Origin of the sequence: Thalassobacter sp. 16PALIMAR09, assembly GCF_000765485.1 — a bacterium.
Classification (GTDB): Bacteria; Pseudomonadota; Alphaproteobacteria; order Rhodobacterales; family Rhodobacteraceae; genus Thalassobacter; species Thalassobacter stenotrophicus.
Genome location: NZ_JHAK01000003.1, coordinates 363299 through 384720, shown reverse-complemented (window position 1 = coordinate 384720; position 21422 = coordinate 363299). Strand labels below are relative to the sequence as shown.

General features: G+C 61.2%; 18 protein-coding genes. 8 read left to right on the top strand and 10 right to left on the bottom strand.

From position 1 onward, the window contains the following. Window positions 1-23: 23 nt before the first annotated feature. Genes PM04_RS09240 through PM04_RS09230 form a run of 3 tightly spaced genes read right to left on the bottom strand, consistent with a single transcriptional unit; the run spans window position 24 to window position 3202 of the window. Entirely contained in the window at window positions 24-482 is a 459-nt protein-coding gene (locus PM04_RS09240; RefSeq protein ID WP_038005868.1) for a DUF6173 family protein, read from the bottom strand. Continuing rightward, the gene (locus PM04_RS09235; RefSeq protein WP_052068332.1) at window positions 448-1521 is read right to left on the bottom strand and encodes an MBL fold metallo-hydrolase; all 1074 of its coding nucleotides are present in this window, start codon (window positions 1519-1521) and stop codon (window positions 448-450) included. Before PM04_RS09235 ends, PM04_RS09240 begins: the two co-directional genes overlap by 35 nt. Window positions 1522-1531: 10 nt before the next feature. Then, complete coding sequence (locus PM04_RS09230) at window positions 1532-3202, bottom strand: acyl-CoA dehydrogenase (protein WP_038005867.1); 1671 nt, start codon at window positions 3200-3202, stop codon at window positions 1532-1534. A 119-nt stretch (window positions 3203-3321) separates the two neighbouring features. Here PM04_RS09230 and PM04_RS09225 point away from each other — a divergent pair, with 119 nt between their 5' ends. Beyond that, entirely contained in the window at window positions 3322-4254 is a 933-nt protein-coding gene (locus PM04_RS09225; RefSeq protein WP_038006066.1) for an L-threonylcarbamoyladenylate synthase, read from the top strand. Here PM04_RS09225 and PM04_RS09220 read toward each other — a convergent pair. Genes PM04_RS09220 through ubiA form a run of 3 tightly spaced genes read right to left on the bottom strand, consistent with a single transcriptional unit; the run spans window position 4251 to window position 7504 of the window. Further along, window positions 4251-4577: a hypothetical protein gene (locus PM04_RS09220; protein WP_038005866.1), complete on the bottom strand. Its 327-nt coding sequence runs from the start codon at window positions 4575-4577 to the stop codon at window positions 4251-4253. The genes PM04_RS09225 and PM04_RS09220 overlap by 4 nt on opposite strands. Continuing rightward, entirely contained in the window at window positions 4570-6486 is a 1917-nt protein-coding gene (locus PM04_RS09215) for an OmpA family protein (RefSeq protein WP_052068333.1), read from the bottom strand. Before PM04_RS09215 ends, PM04_RS09220 begins: the two co-directional genes overlap by 8 nt. A gap of 58 nt (window positions 6487-6544) precedes the next feature. Next, window positions 6545-7504 carry a 4-hydroxybenzoate octaprenyltransferase gene (ubiA, locus tag PM04_RS09210; RefSeq protein ID WP_038005865.1) on the bottom strand — a complete coding sequence of 320 codons (960 nt, stop codon included), beginning with the start codon at window positions 7502-7504 and terminating at the stop codon, window positions 6545-6547. Between the two features lie 13 nt (window positions 7505-7517). Between ubiA and PM04_RS09205 the strand changes: the two genes are divergently transcribed. The 4 genes from PM04_RS09205 (at window position 7518) to PM04_RS09190 (ending at window position 10770) form a co-directional block, all read left to right on the top strand. Next, complete coding sequence (locus PM04_RS09205) at window positions 7518-8243, top strand: 16S rRNA (uracil(1498)-N(3))-methyltransferase (RefSeq protein WP_038005863.1); 726 nt, start codon at window positions 7518-7520, stop codon at window positions 8241-8243. Beyond that, entirely contained in the window at window positions 8240-8806 is a 567-nt protein-coding gene (locus PM04_RS17375; protein ID WP_052068334.1) for a hypothetical protein, read from the top strand. Before PM04_RS09205 ends, PM04_RS17375 begins: the two co-directional genes overlap by 4 nt. Beyond that, the gene (locus PM04_RS09195) at window positions 8803-9333 is read left to right on the top strand and encodes a hypothetical protein (protein WP_052068335.1); all 531 of its coding nucleotides are present in this window, start codon (window positions 8803-8805) and stop codon (window positions 9331-9333) included. Before PM04_RS17375 ends, PM04_RS09195 begins: the two co-directional genes overlap by 4 nt. A 66-nt stretch (window positions 9334-9399) precedes the next feature. Continuing rightward, window positions 9400-10770 (top strand): glutamate--cysteine ligase, encoded by a 1371-nt coding sequence (locus PM04_RS09190; RefSeq protein ID WP_038005861.1) that lies wholly within the window; start codon window positions 9400-9402, stop codon window positions 10768-10770. On the opposite strand, the gene PM04_RS09185 is transcribed toward PM04_RS09190, so the two are convergent. Continuing rightward, on the bottom strand, window positions 10771-11646 hold the full coding sequence (locus PM04_RS09185; RefSeq protein ID WP_038005860.1) for a flagellar motor protein MotB: 876 nt from the start codon (window positions 11644-11646) through the stop codon (window positions 10771-10773). Between the two features lie 84 nt (window positions 11647-11730). Here PM04_RS09185 and PM04_RS09180 point away from each other — a divergent pair, with 84 nt between their 5' ends. After that, window positions 11731-13185, top strand: a complete 1455-nt coding sequence (locus PM04_RS09180) for an alpha/beta fold hydrolase (RefSeq protein WP_038005859.1) — start codon at window positions 11731-11733, stop codon at window positions 13183-13185. Here PM04_RS09180 and PM04_RS09175 read toward each other — a convergent pair. The 3 genes from PM04_RS09175 to PM04_RS09165 are packed head-to-tail and all read right to left on the bottom strand — an operon-like array spanning window position 13182 to window position 17255. After that, window positions 13182-14222, bottom strand: coding sequence for a lipocalin-like domain-containing protein (locus PM04_RS09175; RefSeq protein ID WP_038005857.1), 1041 nt, complete (start codon window positions 14220-14222; stop codon window positions 13182-13184). The genes PM04_RS09180 and PM04_RS09175 overlap by 4 nt on opposite strands. Next, window positions 14212-16596 (bottom strand): FtsX-like permease family protein, encoded by a 2385-nt coding sequence (locus PM04_RS09170; RefSeq protein ID WP_369793306.1) that lies wholly within the window; start codon window positions 16594-16596, stop codon window positions 14212-14214. The genes PM04_RS09175 and PM04_RS09170 overlap by 11 nt, the downstream gene beginning before the upstream one ends. Next, window positions 16596-17255: an ABC transporter ATP-binding protein gene (locus PM04_RS09165; protein WP_038005854.1), complete on the bottom strand. Its 660-nt coding sequence runs from the start codon at window positions 17253-17255 to the stop codon at window positions 16596-16598. The genes PM04_RS09170 and PM04_RS09165 overlap by 1 nt, the downstream gene beginning before the upstream one ends. A gap of 91 nt (window positions 17256-17346) precedes the next feature. Here PM04_RS09165 and betC point away from each other — a divergent pair, with 91 nt between their 5' ends. Continuing rightward, on the top strand, window positions 17347-18855 hold the full coding sequence (gene betC / locus PM04_RS09160) for a choline-sulfatase (protein ID WP_038005853.1): 1509 nt from the start codon (window positions 17347-17349) through the stop codon (window positions 18853-18855). A 99-nt stretch (window positions 18856-18954) separates the two neighbouring features. Next, entirely contained in the window at window positions 18955-21366 is a 2412-nt protein-coding gene (locus PM04_RS09155; protein WP_038005852.1) for an FAD-dependent oxidoreductase, read from the top strand. Window positions 21367-21422 lie beyond the last annotated feature (56 nt).

The window sequence follows — 21422 nt, the reverse complement described above, 5'->3', positions numbered from 1 at the left end:
ACTGGCGCGCGAAATCGGCGCAGCTAGGTGTTTTCCTCAAGCGCGGCGGCCAATTGAAATCCGATACGCATCGGCTCGGGCTGTTCTTTGGGCTTTGGCAGAGTGCGCAGCATCACGTTCAACTGATTTACATGCTGGATAAGCTGCGTTTTCGCACCCGCCTGATCGATCCCGTAAAAGGTGATGATATCGGGCGCATAGAACCCGACGCCCTGAATGCGCAGCACGCCCATGTCACCCCCGGTGAACCCCATCGCAACTTCATGCTCGGCATCCAACTGTTCCTCAAAATTCTTGAGGTACATGATGACCCGCTGATAGGCCCATTCGGCGGGGCTTTTCTGATCTACCGGCTTTTTGCTGACCGCTTCTGGCACGGGGGCGGCTTCGGCGCAGGGCTCCGCGGGGTTTGCATGCACCGCGCCACGTCTCGTGAGCGCCGCTGCCTCAAGCGCCTCTGCCGTTGTCTGTGTCTCGTTCATCGCCGTTCCCCTTGGCTTGCCAGACGTAAACGCCATCCGCCTGTGGTGTGCGTGTGATGTCCCCACGTTTCCACAGGTGGTTGAGGTGCGCAATGGTTTCGACAAACGCGAGGCCATAGATGCCAGACGTGATCTTGCGCTTGAACAAAGGCGCAAAACACTCGCCGCCCAAGCGTGGGGTTTGTAGGTGGTCCAGCAATCGGTCCAGCGCGCCATGGTGGTTTTGCGCCAATTGCGCCATCCGCAGGGGCAGCCCCGTAAACGGCAGTTTATGCCCCGGCAGCACCAATTGATCGTCCCGCGCACGCGGTGCCAGACGGGCACATGCATCTAGCCATTCGCCCACGGGGTCAGCCTCAGGCTCAGTGGCATAGACCCCAATGTTGGGAGAGATCGACGGCAAAAGCTGATCACCGCCCAGAACCAACGGCCCATCCACCTCATACAAAACCGCATGATCCGCGGCATGGCCTTGGCCCAAGGCCACATCCCAATCACGCCCCCCAAGGGTGATCCGATCGCCCTCATCCACACGGGTAAAGCCCAGCGGTAGGGGGTGCACGCAATCGGCAAAGTTAAACGGCCGCTCGTTGGTGCGCTGCGCAAGCACCTGTGGGTCCATACCATTCACGCGCCAAAACTCGAGCGTTTCGGGCGCAGGCACATCTTGGGCATCCAGCGTCAGCATCCGCGCCGTAACATAGCTGGTGCGGGTACAGATCAGCTCCGCCCCACGCGCCATCAACCAACCCGCAAGACCAATGTGGTCAGGATGATAGTGGGTGACGAACACACGCGTCACCGGGCCATCCAATTGCGCCATCAACCCCTCAAGAAGGGCACGCGCACGTTTTGTGTCAAAGCCCGTGTCCACCAGCGCCCAGCCATTCGGCTCCCGCAGGAAGTAGACATTCACATGATCCAGCGCCATCGGCAGGGGCAATCTGGCCCACAACACGCCCTGTGCGACCTCAACCAAAACGCCCTCGTCAGGGGGCGTTTCCCACGGATACCTGATGCCAATTGGCGCGTCTTTCATCCCGGTATCCTTACGTGGCTAAATCCTCTGCACTCAGGGCATACAGGTCCGTCGCGCCAAGCGAAACCTTCCCCAGTTCCGCCATCGCCTCTGGCAACGCCCGAGAGACATAGATTTGCGCAAGTTTGGCGTGTTTGCCCCCGGCCCGCGCCCCCTTGAGATGGGTCCAACTGCCGATAATGCGCGCGAAAGCCGCCAGATAGTGGACCGCACCGGCGAACCGTTCATTTAATGGTTGTTCCAGCAGCCAGTCCGTCACGTGGCGCAATTCGGTCACGGCCGCGCGAAGTGCGGGGTGATCCATCGCGTTTATTTCGTCCATCAGGGCAAAGGCCGCGTCGCCCCCATCCGACAGTTTACGGCCCACCAGGTCCATCGCCTGAATCCCATTGGTGCCTTCATAAATCGCGGCCACGCGGACATCGCGCAGATATTGCGCGGCACCGGTTTCCTCGATGTAGCCCATGCCCCCGTGCACTTGGATGCCCGTGTCCGCCACCGCGATCCCGACATTGGTGCAATAGGCCTTGGCGATAGGCGTCAGCAGTGCGGCTCGCGCATTCCAGGCGGCCTCACCCGTGGCCGTCGCCATGTCGATGGACACCGCGCATTCAAAGGCAATCGCACGGGCGGCGGCGGTATCGGCCTTCATCCCCGCCACCATCCGGCGCACATCCGCGTGGTCAAAAATGGCCGTCGCGCCCTTGGGCGTCTGACCCTGTTTGCGATCCAGCGCATAGGCGAGCGCATGTTGCGTTGCGGCCTCAGCCACGGACACGCCCTGCATTGCCACGCCAAGCCGCGCGTTGTTCATCATGGTAAACATAGCGGCCATGCCTTTGTGCGGCTCACCCACCAGCCACCCCTTGGCACCGTCATATTGCATCACTGCCGTGGGGCAGCCGGCCTGCCCCAGCTTATGCTCAAGGCTCACAACCTTGAGCGTATTGGTGACACCAAGAGTGCCATCCGCATCGGGGATCAGCTTGGGCACCATGAACAGGCTAATACCTTTGGTCCCCTCAACCCCATCGGGCAAGCGGGCCAAAACCAAGTGGCAGATATTCTCCGTCAGGTCGTGATCCCCGCCAGAAATATAGATTTTCTGCCCCGTAATCGCATAAGTGCCATCACCCAAAGGCTCCGCCTTGGACCGCAACGCGCCGACGTCACTGCCCGCTTGCGGCTCCGTCAGGTTCATCGTGCCCGCCCATTCGCCCGAAATCAGCTTGGGCAAATACAACGCCTTCAATTCATCTGAGGCATGATGCTCTAGGGCTTCAATCTGACCTTGGCTCATCAAGGGGATCAGGTTCATCGACAAACACGCGGACCCAATGAATTCATTCACCGCCGTCATCAGCGTGAGCGGTAGGCCCATGCCGCCATACTCTGGGTCAGCGGCCATCCCGACCCAGCCACCCTGCGCAATCGCGCCGTAGCCTTCGATAAAACCGGGGGGCATGCGCACTTTGCCATTTTCAAGCCGCGTGGGATGCGTGTCGCCCACTCGGTTCAAAGGGGCCAAGACATCTGCCGCCATGCGCCCAGCTTCGGACAGAATCGCATCGACCATCTCATCGCCGGCCTCAGCAAAGCGCGCAGTCGCGCTGACTTGATCAAAACCAACGACCGTGGACAAAAGATGACGAATTTCGGAGACAGGCGGCGTGTAGGACATCGGGCTCTCTTAGGTTGGACGCTTTTCCTCGCGGTGCGCGAGCGGTATGGATGTTTTGGGCAAACCTAGGTCGCCCTTCGGCGGCCAATCAACAACAACGCAGCGTTACATATTTTCAGATGACCGAAATCCTGACCCCAGAGGCAAATGGCCTTGCCCGCGCAGCCGCATTTCTGCGCGGTGGCGAGCTCGTGGCCTTTCCAACGGAAACGGTGTACGGCCTTGGGGGTGACGCCACAAACGGACGGGCCTGCGCCGGGATTTTTGCCGCAAAGGGCCGGCCCAATTTCAACCCACTGATCGTCCATGTCCCCGACCTTGCAGCGGCCCACGAATACGCCGCGATTGAGGGGCCATTGCTGCGCCTCGCACAGTCCTTTTGGCCGGGGCCTGTCACGATTGTGGCCCCTTTGCGGGCCGGTCACGGATTGTCCGATTTGGTCTCAGCGGGCTTGCCATCCGTTGCCCTGCGCGTGCCCGTGCATCCACTGGCCCAAGCGTTGTTGCGCGAAGCGGGCCGCCCCTTGGCAGCGCCATCGGCCAACCCCTCGGGCCAGATCAGCCCGACGACCGCCGCCCACGTCTATGCGGGCCTAAACGGCAAAATCGCGGCGATACTGGACGGCGGCGCATGTGCCGTTGGCCTCGAATCGACCATTCTGGGCGGGGATCCCGTCCGGTTAATGCGCGCAGGTGGACTGGCCGTTGAAGAGGTTGAAGCCCAGCTCGGCCACCCCCTGCCCGAAGACACAACGCCCGGAAAAATCCAAGCGCCGGGGCAACTGAGCAGCCACTATGCACCCGATGCGCCCGTCAGCCTGAACATCACGAATCGGCACGCAGGACGCACGTTGATCGGTTTCGGAGATGTTATGGGCGACCTCACTCTCTCCGAGGGCGGTGATCTGGTCGAAGCCGCCTCGCGCCTGTTCGGGGCCCTGCACACGGCGGATGCCCTGGGGCTACCGATTGATGTAGCACCCATCCCGAACGTAGGCTTAGGCCGCGCGATCAATGATCGACTGACCCGGGCCGCAGCACCCCGCGGTTAACCTTTCGCGTGCGCTTCGATATAGTTACGCAGTTCTGACGCCTCATGGCGGGCCTCCCGCAGCCCCTCCATCGCGGCGCGCAACTCGGCCTCCGTCTGGGACAGCTGACCGCTCAGCTCTGCTTCGCGCTGTTGCATATGACTGACCGCCTGATCGCGCATTTCTTCGGCGTCGTGTAACGCTTGGGCCATATCTTCCAGCTCGGCCACATCCGATTTCGTCACGCGGCTGAACTTGCTGACCAACCACGAAGCGAACCAGCCCAGCACGAAAGCAATAAACAGAATGATGGCAATAGTGGTGACAAATTGCGTGTTATTCATCGGCCGCAGCCTCCTGAGATGGGTCAGCGGTTTCGCCCGCGTCTGGGGCCTCGGTACTTGCGGCGGCCTCAGCCGCCAACGCAGCGGCCGGGACCGGATTTGGGATCAGACGGAATGCGATACGGCGGTTCGCCTCACGGCCTTCTTCGGTCCCGTTATCCTCAATCGGTTGGGTCTCACCGTAGCCCACGGCCTGTAGGGCGGCGGGCTCAACACCCCGATCCACAAGCGCCGACCGCACCGCATCAGCGCGTTGTTGGCTGAGATTGAGGTTCATTTCCTCACGCCCCTGACTGTCGGTGTGCCCGCCAATTTCAACGCGAATACGGTCGCAATCCTCAAAGGCGGCGGCAAGCTTTTCGACCTGATCCACGGCAGAACTGTCGATGTCGGCAGAGCCCGGCTCAAAGGTGATTTTCTTGACTTCCAAGACCGCGTTCATCCGCGCGACGCATTCCTCGGGCGTTGGGATATTCGCGGTAGGATCAAGCAATTCATCATAGATGACGGCCACGGAAAAATCTGCACTTTCGCCCAGCTTGGACGACAGAATACGGGACATGTCTGCGCGGGCCGTGCGCGATCCGGTATCGCCGCGCACCTCAACGGTGCTGGGCTGCACGATCAGCGTGCCGTTGTTGAGATGGCTCAGCGCCTCTAGCCCCGCAAACACACGCGCAGGCCAGCCGTTGGGCAGTTCGGGGTCCTGCCGGGTGGCGATGTAGGTGTCTTCACTGCCGAGATACGCGCGCGCAAAGCTAAGCACCGCAGCCTCTTGCGCCACATCGCTCAGACGGCCGCGCATTTGCACGATCCCTTCGGGGGAGCGGGTCGCCACAAACTCAGGCACCTCTGCTTGGACGGCACTGCTTTCTGGTTTCGGAGGCAGCACAGAATGCAGCGAAAACACATCCGGCAGGTCGCTTTCCAATTGCCCAATCGTGCGATCAAACGTCGATTGCGGTGTGGTATCGGCGGCAATCAGTGTCACATCTGCGTCCGAAAAGGTGATCGTACCACCACCTAAATCGTCCAACGCGGCAATGCCCAGCGAAACAGCGTCAGCCCACGATGCCGACGGCACGCCAAGCCCAACAACACAGTCCGCCTTGCCCTCAAACCCTACGCCAGCCGCGGCGCGCACGATCTGATCACGGGCTGCATCCGTATCCGCCGAGCAGGCATCAAACGCCACTGCATCACCATCCTTGGTGAACCGCAGGGTAAACGGGGTAATCACCGGGCGCGGTGCCGAAATCGACATCGCCAGTGCGATGCCTGCGGGCGCGCGCCGGGCAATTGCCGCCTCTAGCGTTGCCTTTTGTTCTGCACTGTCGGCGATGGCCGTGATCTCAACCCGGTCTTTTGACACCGATATTTTCGAACGCGGCAGATCCCGAAGACTACGCAACGCGAAATCAACGGCATCAGCCCAGTTTTCGGGCACATCACGTGCGGTTTGCTCAACCATGTCGGTCACAGGCACCTCAGCCCCGAGGTTCGCAAGCCCTTCGGACAACTGCGCGCGACCACCATCAGACGGCACCAAACCAATCAACGAAATGCCCATGTCATTGCGCAAAATCTCAAGCGAGAACCGAGGCGGCGCAATGCTTTCGGGATCGATGACGTCCATCGCATCCACAATCCGACCGCTGCCCACAACCGTGCCCGCTACGGTGATTGCGCGAAAGCGCGCGGCCTCAGACGGGGCGGTGCCGGTGACATTCAGGATCAAACCGTCGGGATAGACCTCAACCCAATCCAGCGCCTCTTGGGCAAACACCTTATCCAGAGCCTGAACCGAGCGGGTTTCGATCCAGTCCGCACCAAAATGCGCTGTCCCCCATGCCGCAGCACCCGCAACGGCAAAGCAGGCAGTGGCAATCACTGTTGGCAGGCGTGACATATAAACCGAAGGCTCCCTAGGTGGCCTTCCATTTAGCCCCGGCTGTAGCGCACTGCAATCACAGGAACACGGCTGCGGCGAAAAACAGCGCAGTGATCAGGCCCGCGTCGCGATTGCTCCGAAAGATGCGCAAACAATTGGCAGGGTCCGTGATATCCAGCCGCCCCAGCTGCCACGCCATATGCCAGCCAAACCCCCAAACACCCCCAAGCGCCAGCACAAGACCCAGCACATTAGCTGTCGGCGCAAGCGCCATGATCACCGCAGCCCCCATCAGGAGAACCGTCAAAACAAGGAAAAACCGCAGCCACTTGGGTGAGTTGTCCGCAAACAGCCGCGCGGTGGATTTCACCCCGATCAGCGCGTCATCCTCACTGTCTTGGTGCGCGTAGATCGTGTCATAAAACAGCGTCCACGCGATGCCTGACAGGTACAACAGGATCGGCACCCACCCCACGCTGCCCGTGTGTGCCGCCCACGCCAGCAATGCGCCCCAGTTAAACGCCACGCCCAAAAACACCTGTGGCCACCACGTAAACCGCTTTGCGAACGGATAAATCGCCACGGGCACCAAGGCCAAAACGCCCAGCGCAATCGCCGTTAGGTTAAACGTGATCAAAATACAGAATGAGATTAGACACTGCGCAACCGCCCACAAAAGCGCCCGTTTGACGGTCACCTGCCCGGACGGAATGGGCCTGGACCGGGTGCGTGCCACTTTGCCGTCGATATCACGGTCTGTGATGTCATTCCACGTACATCCCGCCCCACGCATCAAAAACGCGCCAATCGCACAACCCAGCACAATCCACAGATCAAACCACCGCGGTCCGTGGGTCGCCGCAGCCAAGGCCACGCCCCACCAGCATGGCAACAACAACAGCCATGTCCCAATGGGACGGTCTGCCCGAGACAGCCGCAAATAGGGTCGCGTCCACGCCGGGGCACGGGTATCAACCCAGTTGCCCTTGACGGCATCGGCAACCTGCTCTTGAGGTGGGGGCGCAATCTGAGACATCGGGGAGCCTTTCATGGCGCAAAGCAAAGTCAGGGTGTTTGTAGACCAGCCCTTGGGGGAGGCGCAAACAGTCGCGGTCTCCGCGGATCAGGCGCATTACCTTTTTGGGGTGATGCGGCTCAGCGTGGGCGATGTGATCACCGTGTTCAACGGGACCGATGGCGCCTGGGCTGCCGAAATCGTGGACGCGGCCAAGCGCCGGGGTATGCTTTTGTGCAAGGAACAAACCGCGCCACAGCACATGCCCCCGGACCTGTGGCTGTTGTTCGCGCCAATCAAAAAGGCCCGCACCGATTTCATCGTGGAAAAGGCGGCAGAATTGGGCGTGGCCCGGATTTGTCCAGTGCAAACACGCTTCACAAATTCCGAGCGTATCCGCCAAGACCGCCTTCAGGCCCACGCGATTGAGGCTGCCGAGCAATGCGGCGGGACCTTCGTGCCGCACGTCAGCGCTTTGGAAAAGCTGGACACAGTTCTGGCGAAGTGGCCCGAGGATCGGCAATTGGTGTTCTGCGACGAAAGCCTTGTGGGCACGGCATCGTCACTCGCGGCCGTGCGCCAAGGCCCCGCAGCCATCCTGATCGGGCCAGAGGGCGGTTTTTCACCAGAGGAACGCACCCGGCTACGCGCCGCACCCTTTGCCACCTCGATCAGCCTTGGCCCCCGCATTCTGCGCGCAGACACGGCGGCAGTTGCGGCTCTGACCTTGTGGCAAACCACCGTCGGAGATTGGGCGTGAACGTGCAATTGCACCTATTCTACGCCAGCCAAACACCTGCGGCCCTGATCCTACGCCAAGCGCAGGGCCCCCTATGGCGACTGATCGGCTGGGATAGGGCGACGGATACCCTGTCACCGGGGCAATGGATGCAGCACGACATCCTTGTTGATCGCTGCGCGCTCTCGCCTGATGGGTTGCATTTCCTGTATTTCGCGGTTGATGAGCAGTGGGATCGGCCCTCCAAGGGCGCCTATACCGTGCTCAGTGCCGTGCCCAATTTCGACGCGCTCGCGCTATATCCCCAAGGCGATGTGCAGGGCGGCGGCGGGTATTTCGTGGATAACACGCACTACGTGATCCAAAGCCCAACCGGCACGCCCGATCTGGTCGGCAAAGCACCCGGCCTTAAACGGGTCAATTCCATGAGCGGGGCGGCCATGACGCCACGTGCCGCGCGCGGGTTCGGCAAACGGCGCAATGTCACAGCCCCCAGCCCCCAAAACTACACAACCGAAGGCGGCAAATTATTTGCCCCAGATAGAAGCATGATCGTAGACCTCACACAGATGGAGACCCCATGAGCTGGCTCCGCCCCGAAGCCGTTGCACGCCTGAAACAATGGCGCGAAACGATGATTGGCACCGCCGTCACCTGCATAGGCGGTTGGATCGCGTTCACGTCCTTTGGGCTGGGTGTATTGGCGGGCGGGGTCATTGCCCTGATCGGCATATCGCTCATTTTCACGGGCACACGCCACGCATTATTCCGCACCGACACCGAAGCACCGGGCATCGTTGAGGTGACCGAGGGGCGGATCACCTACCTTGGCCCACTTGCTGGCGGCACAGTCGCACTCGCGGATTTGCGTGAGGTCAGTTTTACCCGAACCCATGATGGCAATGCGTTTTGGCGGCTCACCAGCCATGAACCACAGCCCCTGATCATCCCTGCGGGCGCGTCGGGCGTTGATGTCCTACTGGATACGTTCACCGCGCTGCCGCAGTTCGACACCGGGTTGATGGTCCGCGCTGTGCAATCACGCACACCAACCGCGCGCACAATTTGGCACCATCCTGCGCATGCCCGCACGCTCAAGCCCTTGACTTGACCCGCCAGAGCGCTCAGTCGTGGCCCACTCCGCTCCGGCGGGACAGCTACCCTTTCGGAGACGCATATGTCCATTCCCCAGTCCGGCGGCGCGCCGATCACTCACCACGACCAGCTCGCACAATATCTTGCGGACGGGTGCAAACCCAAAGAAGACTGGCGGATCGGCACCGAGCATGAGAAATTCGGCTATTGCAAAGACAGCCTCAAGCCGCTGCCCTACGACGGTGATCGTTCCATCAAGGCGGTGCTCGAAGGACTGCAACACCGCTACGGCTGGGCCCCGGTTTTTGAAGGCCCCCATATTATCGGCCTCGAAAAAGACGGCGCGAACGTCAGCCTCGAACCCGGCGGCGCACTGGAACTTTCTGGTGCCCCCCTCGAGACGATCCACCAGACATGCGATGAGGTGAACACCCATTTGGCCGAGGTCAAGGACATCGCCGATGAGATCGGCGTTGGCTTTATTGGCTTGGGCGCCGCCCCAATTTGGTCGCACGAAGAAATGCCTTTGATGCCCAAAGGGCGTTACAAATTGATGAACGCCTACATGGAGCGCGTCGGCACCGCCGGGACATCCATGATGCGGCGGACCTGCACCGTGCAAGTGAACCTCGATTTCGAGTCTGAGGCTGACATGGTGAAAAAGATGCGTGTGGCGATTGCGCTTCAGCCTGCGGCCGTCGCCTTGTTCGCGAACTCACCGTTCTTTGAGGGCACGCTGAACGGCCATAAATCGTGGCGTTCCCGCATTTGGCGGCATCTGGACGATGCCCGTACCGGCATGATCCCGTTCGTGTTTGACGACGGTTTCGGGTTTGAGGCCTGGGTACAATACGCGCTCGATGTGCCGATGTATTTTGTATACCGCGATGGCGAATATATTGACGCGCTCGGCATGTCGTTCCGCGATTTTCTCAAGGGTGAGCTGCCTGCTCTGCCCGGAGAAAAACCCCTGATGAGCGATTGGGCGGACCACCTGACAACCTGTTTCCCCGAAGCGCGGTTGAAGAAATTCATCGAAATGCGGGGGGCCGATGGTGGCCCGTGGCGTCGGCTCTGTGCCCTGCCCGCATTTTGGGTTGGGCTGACATATGACCAAGGCGCGTTGGATGCCGCATGGGATTTGGTCAAGGATTGGGATGCCGAAACACGCGAAGAGTTGCGCGTCGCCGCCTCAATCCATGGTCTTCAAGCCGAGGTAAACGGCCTGCGGATGATCGATATCGCGCGCGAAGCCGTCGCCATCTCAGAGGCTGGCCTCAAAGCCCGCGCCCGTCCCGGTGTTGGCGGGCTTGTCCCGGATGAGACCCATTTCCTCAATGCCCTCAAGGAATCCATTGAGACCGGCAAAGTCCCCGCTGATGAACTAGTGGATGATTACAACGGTCGCTGGAACGGGGATTTGACCCGTATCTTCGCCGATCACGCCTACTGATCAGCGTCGCCCCGATCCCGCACGCGGGTTCGTGCGTAGAAACACGACCTCTAGCCGGTTGTTGCGATAATCCATCGGCCGTTCAGTCTTGGGGCTACGATCAGCATGTCCCGTGACACGCTGAATCCGCCGACCTTCGAACCCTGCCTCGATCAGGAGCATCCGCATCCTGTTTGCACGGCTGCTCGACAGATCCCATGAGATATCACGTGCCTCAACAATGGGGCGCGCGCGTGTGTAGCCTTCGATGGCCGCACTGTTGGACACCATCGTCGCCACGCGATTTATCATCTGCGCAAGCGCAACCAGTTGCGGGCTTGGCGTATCACTGCCCGGCTCGAACAAACGGTTGTCGGGCAGATCAAAAATCTCAACCACCAGCCCCTCATCCGTAAGCCGCGTTTGTACGTGCGTCAGGGCCAATTCCTCAACCAGACTATCGCCCCCCAACCCCAACAGGGTACTTTCAGCCGCAGCCAACTCCCCTTCTTCCTTTGCGGCCGCTTCTTCAGCCTCCGCGAGGGCCTGCATCGTGCCTGCCGTCCCAAATGCCTGCTGCACGACGCCCTGATCCTTGCCAATCCCGCCCACGCCATCACGCGCCAAGGTTTCTTGCGAAAACGCGCTAGAGCCCCCCATCGCGCCATCCCCGCCCCCAGATATTCGCGCAATCGGGATTTCCGGGCTGAAATAGTCCGCAAGGCCCTTGCGCTGGTTCTCTGTGGTGGCATTAAGCAGCCACATCAGCATAAAAAACGCCATCATTGCGGTCACGAAATCCGCATAGGCAACCTTCCACGCGCCCCCATGGTGCCCCCCACCACTGATGACTTTCTTGCGCTTAATGATGATGGGGCGTTCGAAATCGTTGGACATAGCACTCACAGAGGTTTCGCTTTGCCAAAGGCGTAGCAACACTAGATGAACACTCGATTAATCGTGCCACCGAAAGCCACAAATATGCGCCTGTTAACCACGTTGGTTGCTCTTTTTGCCCTCACAATTGGGGTCTTTCAGCTTGAGCAAGAGCGCGCGGGAATCCCTCGTGAAACCGCGCAAGTGGACACAACGCCGGTCACAATATACGGCGCGGGTCCTGGCCCCGCTGTCGTGATTGCACACGGTTTTGCAGGGTCGCGCCAGTTGATGGAAGGCTACGCATTAACGCTCGCGCGCGCGGGATATTACGCCGTCAGCTTCGATTTTGAGGGGCATGGCCGCAACCCAATCCCGATGTCCGGCGACGTGACCCAAATCGACGGCACGACCCGATTGTTAATGGATGAAACCCGCCGCGTGATCGACTTTGCACGCACGCTACCGGGGGTGGATGGACGCATCGCGCTGCTTGGACATTCCATGGCCACAGACGTCATCACCCGCGTCGCAGTTGCGGATAAAATCCCAACAGTTGTGGGAATTTCCATGTTTTCAGAGGCTGTTTCCAGCACCGAACCGGCCCGCCTTTTGATGATATCCGGCCAAGCCGAGGGGCATCTGCGCGACGCAGCCCTGAACGCCATATCGCTCGTCGGCCCAGGCGATGAGGGCCAGACTGTGGCCCAAGGCTCAACCATTCGGCGCGCCGTCGTGGCACCGGGGGTGGAGCATGTCGGTGTCCTCTATTCACAAACCGCAAAGCGCGAAGCCCTCGCGTGGATCAACGCTGCATTTGACCGCGACATCACCCCACCAGTCGCAGCGACCGGCGCGTGGATTTTGCTCACCCTTGCGGGCATCGTCGCATTGGGCTGGCCATTGGCCCGCGCCGTGCCCCAAGGCGCAGCCCCGCCCGCCGTTCCCGCCCGCACATTCCGGCTCGCAACGCTGGTCCCGGCGCTCGTAACGCCGCTTATCCTCGCGCCGTTCGAGTTGCGTTTTCTACCCGTGTTGGTTGCCGATTACCTTGCCGTACATGCAGCCGTTTACGGTATTTTGACACTCGCCATACTGCGCATAGGCGGTGTTCGGCTAACAGGCGCGCGCATGCTGCCCTTTGCCCTTTTGCTGTTCTGGGGGCTGGTCCTTTTTGGCGGCTTTCTTGACCGCTATGTCGCAAGCTTTTTCCCAACGGGCCCGCGCATCGCGATCATCGCGGCAATCAGCTTCGGCACAATCCTCGCGCTACTGGCTGAGGCCACGCTCACCCAAGCCGGAAGCGCATCGTTTACGCGCAAAACCGCCGCACGGATCAGCTTTCTTGGCTCACTCGCGATTGCTACGGCCCTCGATTTTGAGCGTCTATTTTTTTTGCTACTTATCCTGCCGCTCATCGGATTGTTCTACGCGAGCTTTGGCGTGATGGGCGGCTGGGTTGGCCGCCGCAGCGGCGCGGTCCTGGCTGTGGGGGCGGGCCTCGGCCTGTGCCTTGGCTGGGCGCTAGGCGTCAGCTTTCCGATGTTTGACGCGGGCTAATAGCCTGTCATTTCTAGATATCCGCGGCCCTGATGCGTCCCGACGGCGGTCACTGGCCCCTCCCAATAGGGAAACAGCGTCGCCTGCCAACTGTCATCGTTAATCGCACGTGTCGTGATATCCAGCCCTTGGGATGGCAGCTCAACTCGCCAATCCACAGGCACATTGCGGCCCGCAACTTTCGCAGTGCGAATAGGCGTCAGGCGCAGATCGTTTGACGGCATCACCGCACCATCTGGCGTGATCCAGCTGGCGTAGGTGAACGATATGCCCGCCTCATCCCGAAGGCCAAAGCCCATCAACCGTTCGCCGCCCTCAAAGTGCAGCGAAAACCAATCCCAACCGAGTTGCCCCGCATCAAGCGGCTGCGACGACCACTCCCGGTCGAGCCAGCCCTGCCCTGTGACCGCCACCTCGCCATCCGGCAGGTTCAACACACCGCTGACCTCATAAAAGGGCTGCGAATAATAGTAGCTCGCCTGCCCGCTGTTGGATTTCACCGAAAATCCGTTGTCGCCATGAAACACCAGCGGCCCCGTCGCAGTGAGGTCGAGGGCATAGGTCGCGCCCTCCAGCGTTGCCGTCAGGTGCAAGGCATCCAGCGCGTCGCCGGTCACAGCGCGGCTTTGCATGGTCCAATCGTCTATCCAAGCGGCAAAGGGCGCGGGCGTGACACCCGCCTGCCCGATCCCGCCACGCGCCAAACGCTCGCCCGTGAAATGCGCCTTGGGCGTAGTGATCCCGGCGTGGCCCATCCAGACCTGCACGTCCCCTTCGGGCCGCAAAGCGGAGCGGAACAGCGTCCATTGCACGCCATAGGTTTCACCATCTTCGCCCTCTAGCACGGCCGTCAGGTACCACCACTCAATGCGAAAATCAGGGTGTGGGCCGTGGTCTTGGGGAAATGTGAAACTGGGCGCGGGCGTTGGCAGCGCATACCCCTCTGCCTCTTGGCCAAGGCCGGCAAACCCCTGCGCAGACGCAATCATGGGCATACAGATCAGCCAAAGGGCCGCGCATATGGCTCTAACGGGCATGGGCAAACACCTTCAACAATTCGGACGGAGGCAGTTTTGCAATGCTGCGCATCGGCAAGGCGGCAGCAAGGGCCGCCCCCACCAGCGCCCACAGCAACAACTGCGCCCAATCCCACGGGAACACCTGCATCGGAAGGCGCCAACCAAACGCCTCAACATTCACAATCGCCAGCAACACCCACGCAAGCCCCAAGCCAACCGGCACCGCCAGCACCGCCGTCAACAGCGCAAGCACAAGCGCGCGCCCCATTTCCAGCGTCGCAAGGTGGCGGCGGGTCAGCCCCAGCGCCCAAACCGGCGCAAGCTGCGGCAACCGCATCGTGGCAACCGTCGTCAAAGACGCCCACAGGGCAAACCCCGCAACCCCAAGCGTCAACACATTAAGCGCGCGGGTCACGAGGAAAGTCTGCTCAAACACCTCAAGGGAGAACGCCTTGACCTCCTCTTGGTTGATCGTGTTGTCGGGCGGCAGGCCAAAATCCATGACGATGCGATCGCGCAAGGCGGCAGGGGCCTCTGCGCTGATCGCAAAGCGCACTGGTGATATGTCCGGAAAGCGGGCCGAGAACGTATCATAGCCGATGATCGCTTGCCCCGCAGGATTGCCGTAGTCGGAATAGACGCCCACGATCTGCATGCGCCAATCGGGGGCCAGCGTCAGGGTCGCCCCGGTCCAAAGGTCATCGCGGCGCGCAAGCTGTTCGTTCACCAACACACCCGTGCCCGCAGCGACCCGGTCCCAGACATCCGGGGCACCTTCCAGCAAAGGCCAATGATCGCGATAGGTCGCGTGGTCTTTGATGCCGAACACTTCACCGGGTGTGCCGCCGAGGGTGATATCGGCGGAGATGATCGGCAAAATAGCGCGGACATCATCCGCAACAAAATCCTGAAACGCGGCGGCCTCGGCGGGGGTGCGTGTGGTGACATAAAGATCAGAGGCCAGCCGTTGGTCGAGCCAGCCAATGAACGTGCCCCGAAAGGACCCGACCATGGTCGACACCCCCACGTTCGCCGAAAGCGCAAGCAAGAGCGCCATCAACGCAAGCGAAAGTGCTGGAATTTGCTGCCGCGTATCCGCCCAGACCCAGCGGGTCACGACCCCTGCGCCAAAGCGTGACAGGCCCCCGATAATCAGGGCCAAAGCCGTCGGCACCAAAAGGGCCGCCCCCAACAAAAGCGCCGCAAGACACGCAAACCCCGCGACCAAACCATCCCCCGCAACGCCCAGTATCAACGCCGCAGAAAGTAGCCCAAGGCCCCCGAACGCCTGTAACCTTGCCGTGCTGGCATTGGCCCGCGCCCACGCGCGCGGCATTGCCGGTGCCAAAATGGGCAGGCGTGAGAGCTGCCACAGGCTGCTGCCCGCAGCCCCCGCAGCCCCGATGTATGCCATGACAAATCCCGTCAGCCACCAGATCGGGCTCAGGCTTAGGCTACCGGACACCGACGCGCCATAAAGCCCCGACAGGGTCGCCGCGACGCCGGGCAACAGTGCCGCTGCCACAACGTAGCCCAGGACAATCCCAAGGCTGCCGCCTATAGTCGCGAGGACAAACGCCTCAGCGGCCAGCAGCCCCACAAGTGCGCGCTGCGGCAACCCCAAGGCACGCAAGGTCCGAAACAGCACCCGCCGCTGTTCAAACGCAAGGCCAATGGCCGCGTGCACGATGAACAGCCCCACTGCAAACGAGAGCAACCCAAACGCCGTCAGGTTCAGATGAAAACTATCCGTAAGGCGCGCGATGTCGGAACCCTCACTCGGTGCGCTCAGCGTATAGCCGGCGTCCAGATCGGACAGCGGCGTGCGGCCCTGCGGTTGGTTTTCGAGCACAATGATCGACGAAAGCGTATCGCTCCGCAAAAGCTGCATTGCGATGCTCAGGTCAGTCACCAGCCGCCCCGGCGCAATCGTGTCCAGAACGCGGGCGGGCGGCAGCCCATCGGGCAGTCGACCCACCGTTTCGGGATGGACGAACACAACACCGGGCGGCACCAAAAACGCGCTCAAATCACCTGCGCCGCTAAGGTCCGGCACCGCGGCCCCTTGCGGGGCGGTGAAAGGATCAAAGCCCAGCACCTCTAGACCAGTGCCGCGCAAACCACCCTGCGCTATGGGCGACACAAGCCATCCCGCCCGACGCAGCGCCACAAAATCCGCCAACCGCAACGGCCCATCCGCGCGGGCGATCTGTTGCAGATTGGTCTGGCCCAGCGCGCTCGCAGCCCGGTCATAGCTGACCCGCGCCTCGGCGTTGATGGCCTGCACCCCGGTCCACAACCCGGTGGCCAGCGCCAAGCCGATGATCACCACAAGCAGCTGCAACCGATGTCGCGCCCAATGCGACCACAGCGCCTGCGCGCCCGCCCGGATCACGCGATCACACCTGCACGCAGTCCGACCTGACGGTCCAGCCGCGCCGCCAGCCGCATCGAATGCGTGACCATCAACAGACCCGCCCCTGTCTCCGAGACAAGCTCTAACAACAGGTCCATCACCGCATCGCCTGTTGCCTCGTCCAAGTTGCCGGTCGGTTCATCCGCCAGCACCAGTTTGGGCTTTGCGGCCAAGGTTCGCCCAATAGCGACCCGTTGCTGTTGCCCGCCGGATAGCTGCTCGGGGAAGCGGGACAAAAGCGCGCTTAGGCCCAAACGCTCCGCGAGGTGGGCGGTCCATGCTGCATCATGGTGCCCGGAAAGGCGCGCATGAAATGCCAGATTGGCTGCCACATCCAACGATGGGATCAGGTTGAACTGTTGAAATACGACCCCAACCGTGCCCCGTCGCAGCGCCGCGCGCCCCGGATCATCCAGACCTGCGATATCCGTGCCCGCAATGCGGATATGCCCCGCATCGGGCACGTCCAATCCACCGATCAAATACAGCAACGTCGATTTGCCCGAACCGCTTTCCCCGGTCAGGGCAAGGCTCGTGCCTGCCGCCAACGACAGCGACACCCCCCGCAAAACTTGCAAGGGGCCTTCACCCGTTTCGAAACTTTTGGAGACATCGGTCGCGTGCAGTAATTCCATGTCCCGTCAGGTAGACCCCTAGGCCCGACGTTCAACACCAATTGACGCCGCACCTTCCGCCCCCTAGCGATGATCCCAAAGGGAGGCAGACATGACACAGCCAAATATTCTGATCTTCATGGTGGACCAACTCAACGGAACGCTGTTTCCCGATGGCCCTGCCGAATGGCTACACGCCCCCAACCTCAAGCGGTTGGCCGAACGCTCGGTCCGGTTTGCCAACGCCTACACCGCCTCACCGCTGTGTGCGCCCGCGCGGGCCAGCTTTATGTCCGGGCAACTGCCATCCCTGACGCGGGTCTATGACAACGCCGCCGAATTCAGCGCAGAAATCCCAACCTATGCGCACCATTTGCGCCGTGCGGGATACCAAACCTGCCTCTCGGGCAAGATGCATTTTGTCGGCCCCGACCAGTTGCACGGCTTTGAAGAACGCCTCACCACCGATATCTATCCCGCCGATTTCGGCTGGACCCCCGACTACCGCAAACCCGGGGAACGGATCGACTGGTGGTACCACAACATGGGATCTGTCACCGGCGCAGGGGTGGCAGAAATCTCAAACCAGCTGGAATATGACGACGACGTTGCGTTTCAAGCGACACAAAAGGTCTATGAATATGCCCGTGGGGCAGACGCACGGCCTTGGTGCCTGACGGTCAGCTTTACGCACCCCCACGATCCTTATGTCGCCCGCAAGAAATACTGGGACCTCTATGAGGATTGTGAGCACCTCCTGCCCGAGGTGCGCGATTTGGGCTATGACAACCAAGACCCCCATTCCCAACGTATCTTTGACGCGAACGACTGGCGCAGCTTTGATCTGTCGGAGGACAACATCAAACGTTCCCGCCGTGCGTATTTCGCCAACATCTCCTACCTCGACGACAAAATCGGAGAGGTACTAGAGGCCCTCGAAGGCACCCGACAAGAGGCCGTGATCCTATTTGTCTCAGACCACGGCGACATGCTGGGTGAGCGGGGTCTGTGGTTCAAAATGTCCTTCTTTGAAGGGTCCGCCCGCGTGCCATTGATGCTGTGCGCACCCGACATCGCGCCCCGCACCGTGACCGAGCCGATGTCGACCATCGACCTCTGCCCAACCTTGTGTGACTTGGCGGGGGTTTCGATGGATGAGGTCGCGCCTTGGACCGAAGGCACATCGCTTTTGCCCTTCGCCCGAGGCGAGATCCGCACCGCCCCCATCGCGATGGAATACGCGGCAGAGGCCAGCTATGCCCCGATGGTCGCCCTACGCTATGGCCAATGGAAATACACCCGCTGCACGTTGGACCCAGAGCAATTGTTCAACCTTGATGACGACCCGCATGAGTTGACCAACCTTGCAGATGCCCCTGCTCACCAAGGCACGCTGACCTCACTGCGGCATAAGTCCGAGGCACGCTGGGACCTTGCGCGTTTTGATGCCGAAGTCCGCGCCAGCCAAGCCCGCCGTTGGGTCGTCTATGAAGCCCTGCGCGAGGGCGGCTATTATCCGTGGGACTACCAGCCCCTGCGCCGCGCATCCGAGCGGTATATGCGCAACCACATGGACCTGAACGACGTAGAGGAGTCCAAGCGGTTCCCCCGCGGGGAGTAGCCTAAAGCGCTTCATGTTAAGAATAGGCAAGGATATGTCGCAAACGCGCGTGTGAGCCCCAACAGGCCCCCGTAATTAAGGGCCCAAAGGGAGAATTCTATGCGCACCCATGCCCAAGCAGTTGTCATCGGGGGCGGCGTTATCGGCTGCTCTATCCTCTATCACCTTGCCAAACTGGGCTGGACCGACAGCGTGCTATTGGAGCGCGATGAGCTGACCTCTGGCTCAACGTGGCACGCGGCAGCCAACATCCACGGCTTGCACGACAACACCAACATCACGCGCATCCAGAACTACACGATGGACCTGTACAACGCGCTAGAGGCCGAGACCGGCCAATCATGCGGCGTGTTCCAGCCCGGATCACTGTATCTGGCCCAGACCGAAGCGCGCGAACACCAGCTGCGCCTGCAAGCGGCCAAAGCGAAATACTACGGCCTGCAATTCCACGAAGTCACCCGTGATGAGGCCGAGCGCCTGCACCCGCTGGTCAACTATGACGGCATTCGTTGCATCATGTTCGAACCCTCCGGCGGGAATGTGGACCCCTCGGGCGTGACCAACGCCTACGCCACCGGCGCGCGGCAAATGGGGGCCGAAATCCTGCGTTTTACGCCCGTGACAGGCACCGAACAGCAGCCAGACGGCACTTGGATTGTGCGCACACCAAAGGGCGATATTCGCACCGAATGGGTTGTGAACGCAGCCGGTCTTTGGGGCCGTGAGGTTGGCAAACTGGCCGGCCTTGATCTGCCCCTGCAGCCGACTGAGCACCAGTATTTCGTGACCGAAACGATCCCGCAAATCGCGGGCATGGACAAACGTCTGCCATCGGTTGCGGACCGTGACGGCGAATACTACCTCCGCCAAGAGGGTCAGGGCCTTTTGGTCGGCGCTTATGAGCGCGACCTGAAATTCTGGGCCGAGGATGGCACACCCCAAGACTTTGGCCACGACCTGTTTGATGGTGACCTCGACCGGATCGAAGACAACATCATGCGCGCGATCGACCGCGTCCCCGTGGTGGGTGAGGCCGGGATCAAGCGGATCATCAATGGCCCGATGATCTGGTCCCCCGATAGTAACGTGCTGTTTGGCCCCGTGCCCGAACTGCGCAACTACTTCTGCTGTAACGGGATTATCCCCGGGTTCTCACAGTCAGGTGGCATGGGCCTGATGGCGGCCGAGTGGATCACCCGCGGCGAAAGCAGCTATGACATGTTCGCGTGGGACGTGGCGCGTTTTGGGGACTGGGCCGATGCGGCCTTCACCAAGGCCCGTGTGGGCGATCAATACGCGCACCGCTTCTCGATCCACTTCCCCAACGAAGAGCGGGAGGCAGGCCGCCCCGTGCGCACCCGCCCCGTCTATGAAATGCAAAAGGACCTCGGCGGCGTCTTTGGCCTGAACTACGGCTGGGAACATCCCGCATGGTTTGCGGACACGCCGGGCACCAAGGACACGAACGGTTTCACCCGCCAAAACTGGTGGGGACCCGTGGGCGACGAATGCCGCATGCTGCGCGACCACGCCGGCATCATCGACATCTCAAACTTCGCCAAATATTCGGTGCGGGGTGCAGGGGCCTCGGACTGGTTGGACGCGATTTTCGCCAACAAGATGCCCCGCGCCGTGGGCCGGTCCTGCCTGACACCTCTGATCGGGGTGAACGGCGGCATCGCAGGTGATTTCACCGTGACCAAACTGGGTGAGGAAGACTTCCTCATCATCGGGTCCGGCGCGGCGGAGCGGTATCACCAGCGGTTCTTTAACGCGGTTGAGCGTCCCGAAACGGTCGCGTTCGAAAGCCAAACCCAAGCCATGTGCGGCTTTAACGTGGCAGGCCCCAAAAGCCGTGACTTGCTTGCGCGGCTCACCAACGCGGACCTATCAACCGAGGCGTTCCCCTTCATGCGGTCCGCGCGGATCACATTGGCCGGGATCGATCTGGTCGCCCTGCGGGTCAGCTTTACCGGTGATCTGGGCTGGGAATTGCACTGCCGGACCGAAGATCAAGTGGCCCTTTACACCGCGCTCTTGGATGCCGGGCGTGAGCTGGGCGCAGGCCCCGTCGGCAGCCGTGCCCTCATGTCGCTGCGTATCGAAAAGGGCTATGGCTCCTGGAGCCGCGAATACTCCCCCGAGTATTGGCCACAGGAAGTCGGGTTCGAACGTCTGTGCAAGTTGGACAAGGATTTCCTCAACAAGGACGCCTACGTCGCGCTCAAGGACAATCCCGCGCGTGAGATGCTTTCGATCATCGAAGTGCTTGACGTCACGGACGCGGACGCCACTGGTGGGGAGCCTATTTTCCTCCCCGACGGGACGCCCGTGGGCCGCGTCACATCCGGCACCTATGGCTATACGGTCGAAAAATCTCTGGCGCTTGGGTTCCTCAAGGGTGTTGAGCCGGGCGCGGAGATCGATGTGATGATCTTGGGCAAACCCCACCGCGGCATCGTACTGGCCGAGCCACCTTTTGACGCTGCAGGTGCGCGCCTGCGCGCCTAGGCCACCCGGTTCCCGCCGCGCGTTTGAACCCGCGCGGCGGACATTTTTCTCGTTTG

What these genes read in the sequence shown, in the direction of transcription:
- PM04_RS09165 (WP_038005854.1), bottom strand. Translation starts at nt 17,255, where the DNA reads ATGGAATTACTGCACGCGACCGATGTCTCCAAAAGTTTCGAAACGGGT.
- PM04_RS09240 (WP_038005868.1), bottom strand. Translation starts at nt 482, where the DNA reads ATGAACGAGACACAGACAACGGCAGAGGCGCTTGAGGCAGCGGCGCTC.
- betC (WP_038005853.1), top strand. Translation starts at nt 17,347, where the DNA reads ATGACACAGCCAAATATTCTGATCTTCATGGTGGACCAACTCAACGGA.
- PM04_RS09195 (WP_052068335.1), top strand. Translation starts at nt 8,803, where the DNA reads ATGAGCTGGCTCCGCCCCGAAGCCGTTGCACGCCTGAAACAATGGCGC.
- PM04_RS09235 (WP_052068332.1), bottom strand. Translation starts at nt 1,521, where the DNA reads ATGAAAGACGCGCCAATTGGCATCAGGTATCCGTGGGAAACGCCCCCT.
- PM04_RS09225 (WP_038006066.1), top strand. Translation starts at nt 3,322, where the DNA reads ATGACCGAAATCCTGACCCCAGAGGCAAATGGCCTTGCCCGCGCAGCC.
- PM04_RS09180 (WP_038005859.1), top strand. Translation starts at nt 11,731, where the DNA reads ATGCGCCTGTTAACCACGTTGGTTGCTCTTTTTGCCCTCACAATTGGG.
- PM04_RS09155 (WP_038005852.1), top strand. Translation starts at nt 18,955, where the DNA reads ATGCGCACCCATGCCCAAGCAGTTGTCATCGGGGGCGGCGTTATCGGC.
- PM04_RS09205 (WP_038005863.1), top strand. Translation starts at nt 7,518, where the DNA reads ATGGCGCAAAGCAAAGTCAGGGTGTTTGTAGACCAGCCCTTGGGGGAG.
- PM04_RS09190 (WP_038005861.1), top strand. Translation starts at nt 9,400, where the DNA reads ATGTCCATTCCCCAGTCCGGCGGCGCGCCGATCACTCACCACGACCAG.
- ubiA (WP_038005865.1), bottom strand. Translation starts at nt 7,504, where the DNA reads ATGTCTCAGATTGCGCCCCCACCTCAAGAGCAGGTTGCCGATGCCGTC.
- PM04_RS09185 (WP_038005860.1), bottom strand. Translation starts at nt 11,646, where the DNA reads ATGTCCAACGATTTCGAACGCCCCATCATCATTAAGCGCAAGAAAGTC.
- PM04_RS09230 (WP_038005867.1), bottom strand. Translation starts at nt 3,202, where the DNA reads ATGTCCTACACGCCGCCTGTCTCCGAAATTCGTCATCTTTTGTCCACG.
- PM04_RS09215 (WP_052068333.1), bottom strand. Translation starts at nt 6,486, where the DNA reads ATGTCACGCCTGCCAACAGTGATTGCCACTGCCTGCTTTGCCGTTGCG.
- PM04_RS09175 (WP_038005857.1), bottom strand. Translation starts at nt 14,222, where the DNA reads ATGCCCGTTAGAGCCATATGCGCGGCCCTTTGGCTGATCTGTATGCCC.
- PM04_RS09220 (WP_038005866.1), bottom strand. Translation starts at nt 4,577, where the DNA reads ATGAATAACACGCAATTTGTCACCACTATTGCCATCATTCTGTTTATT.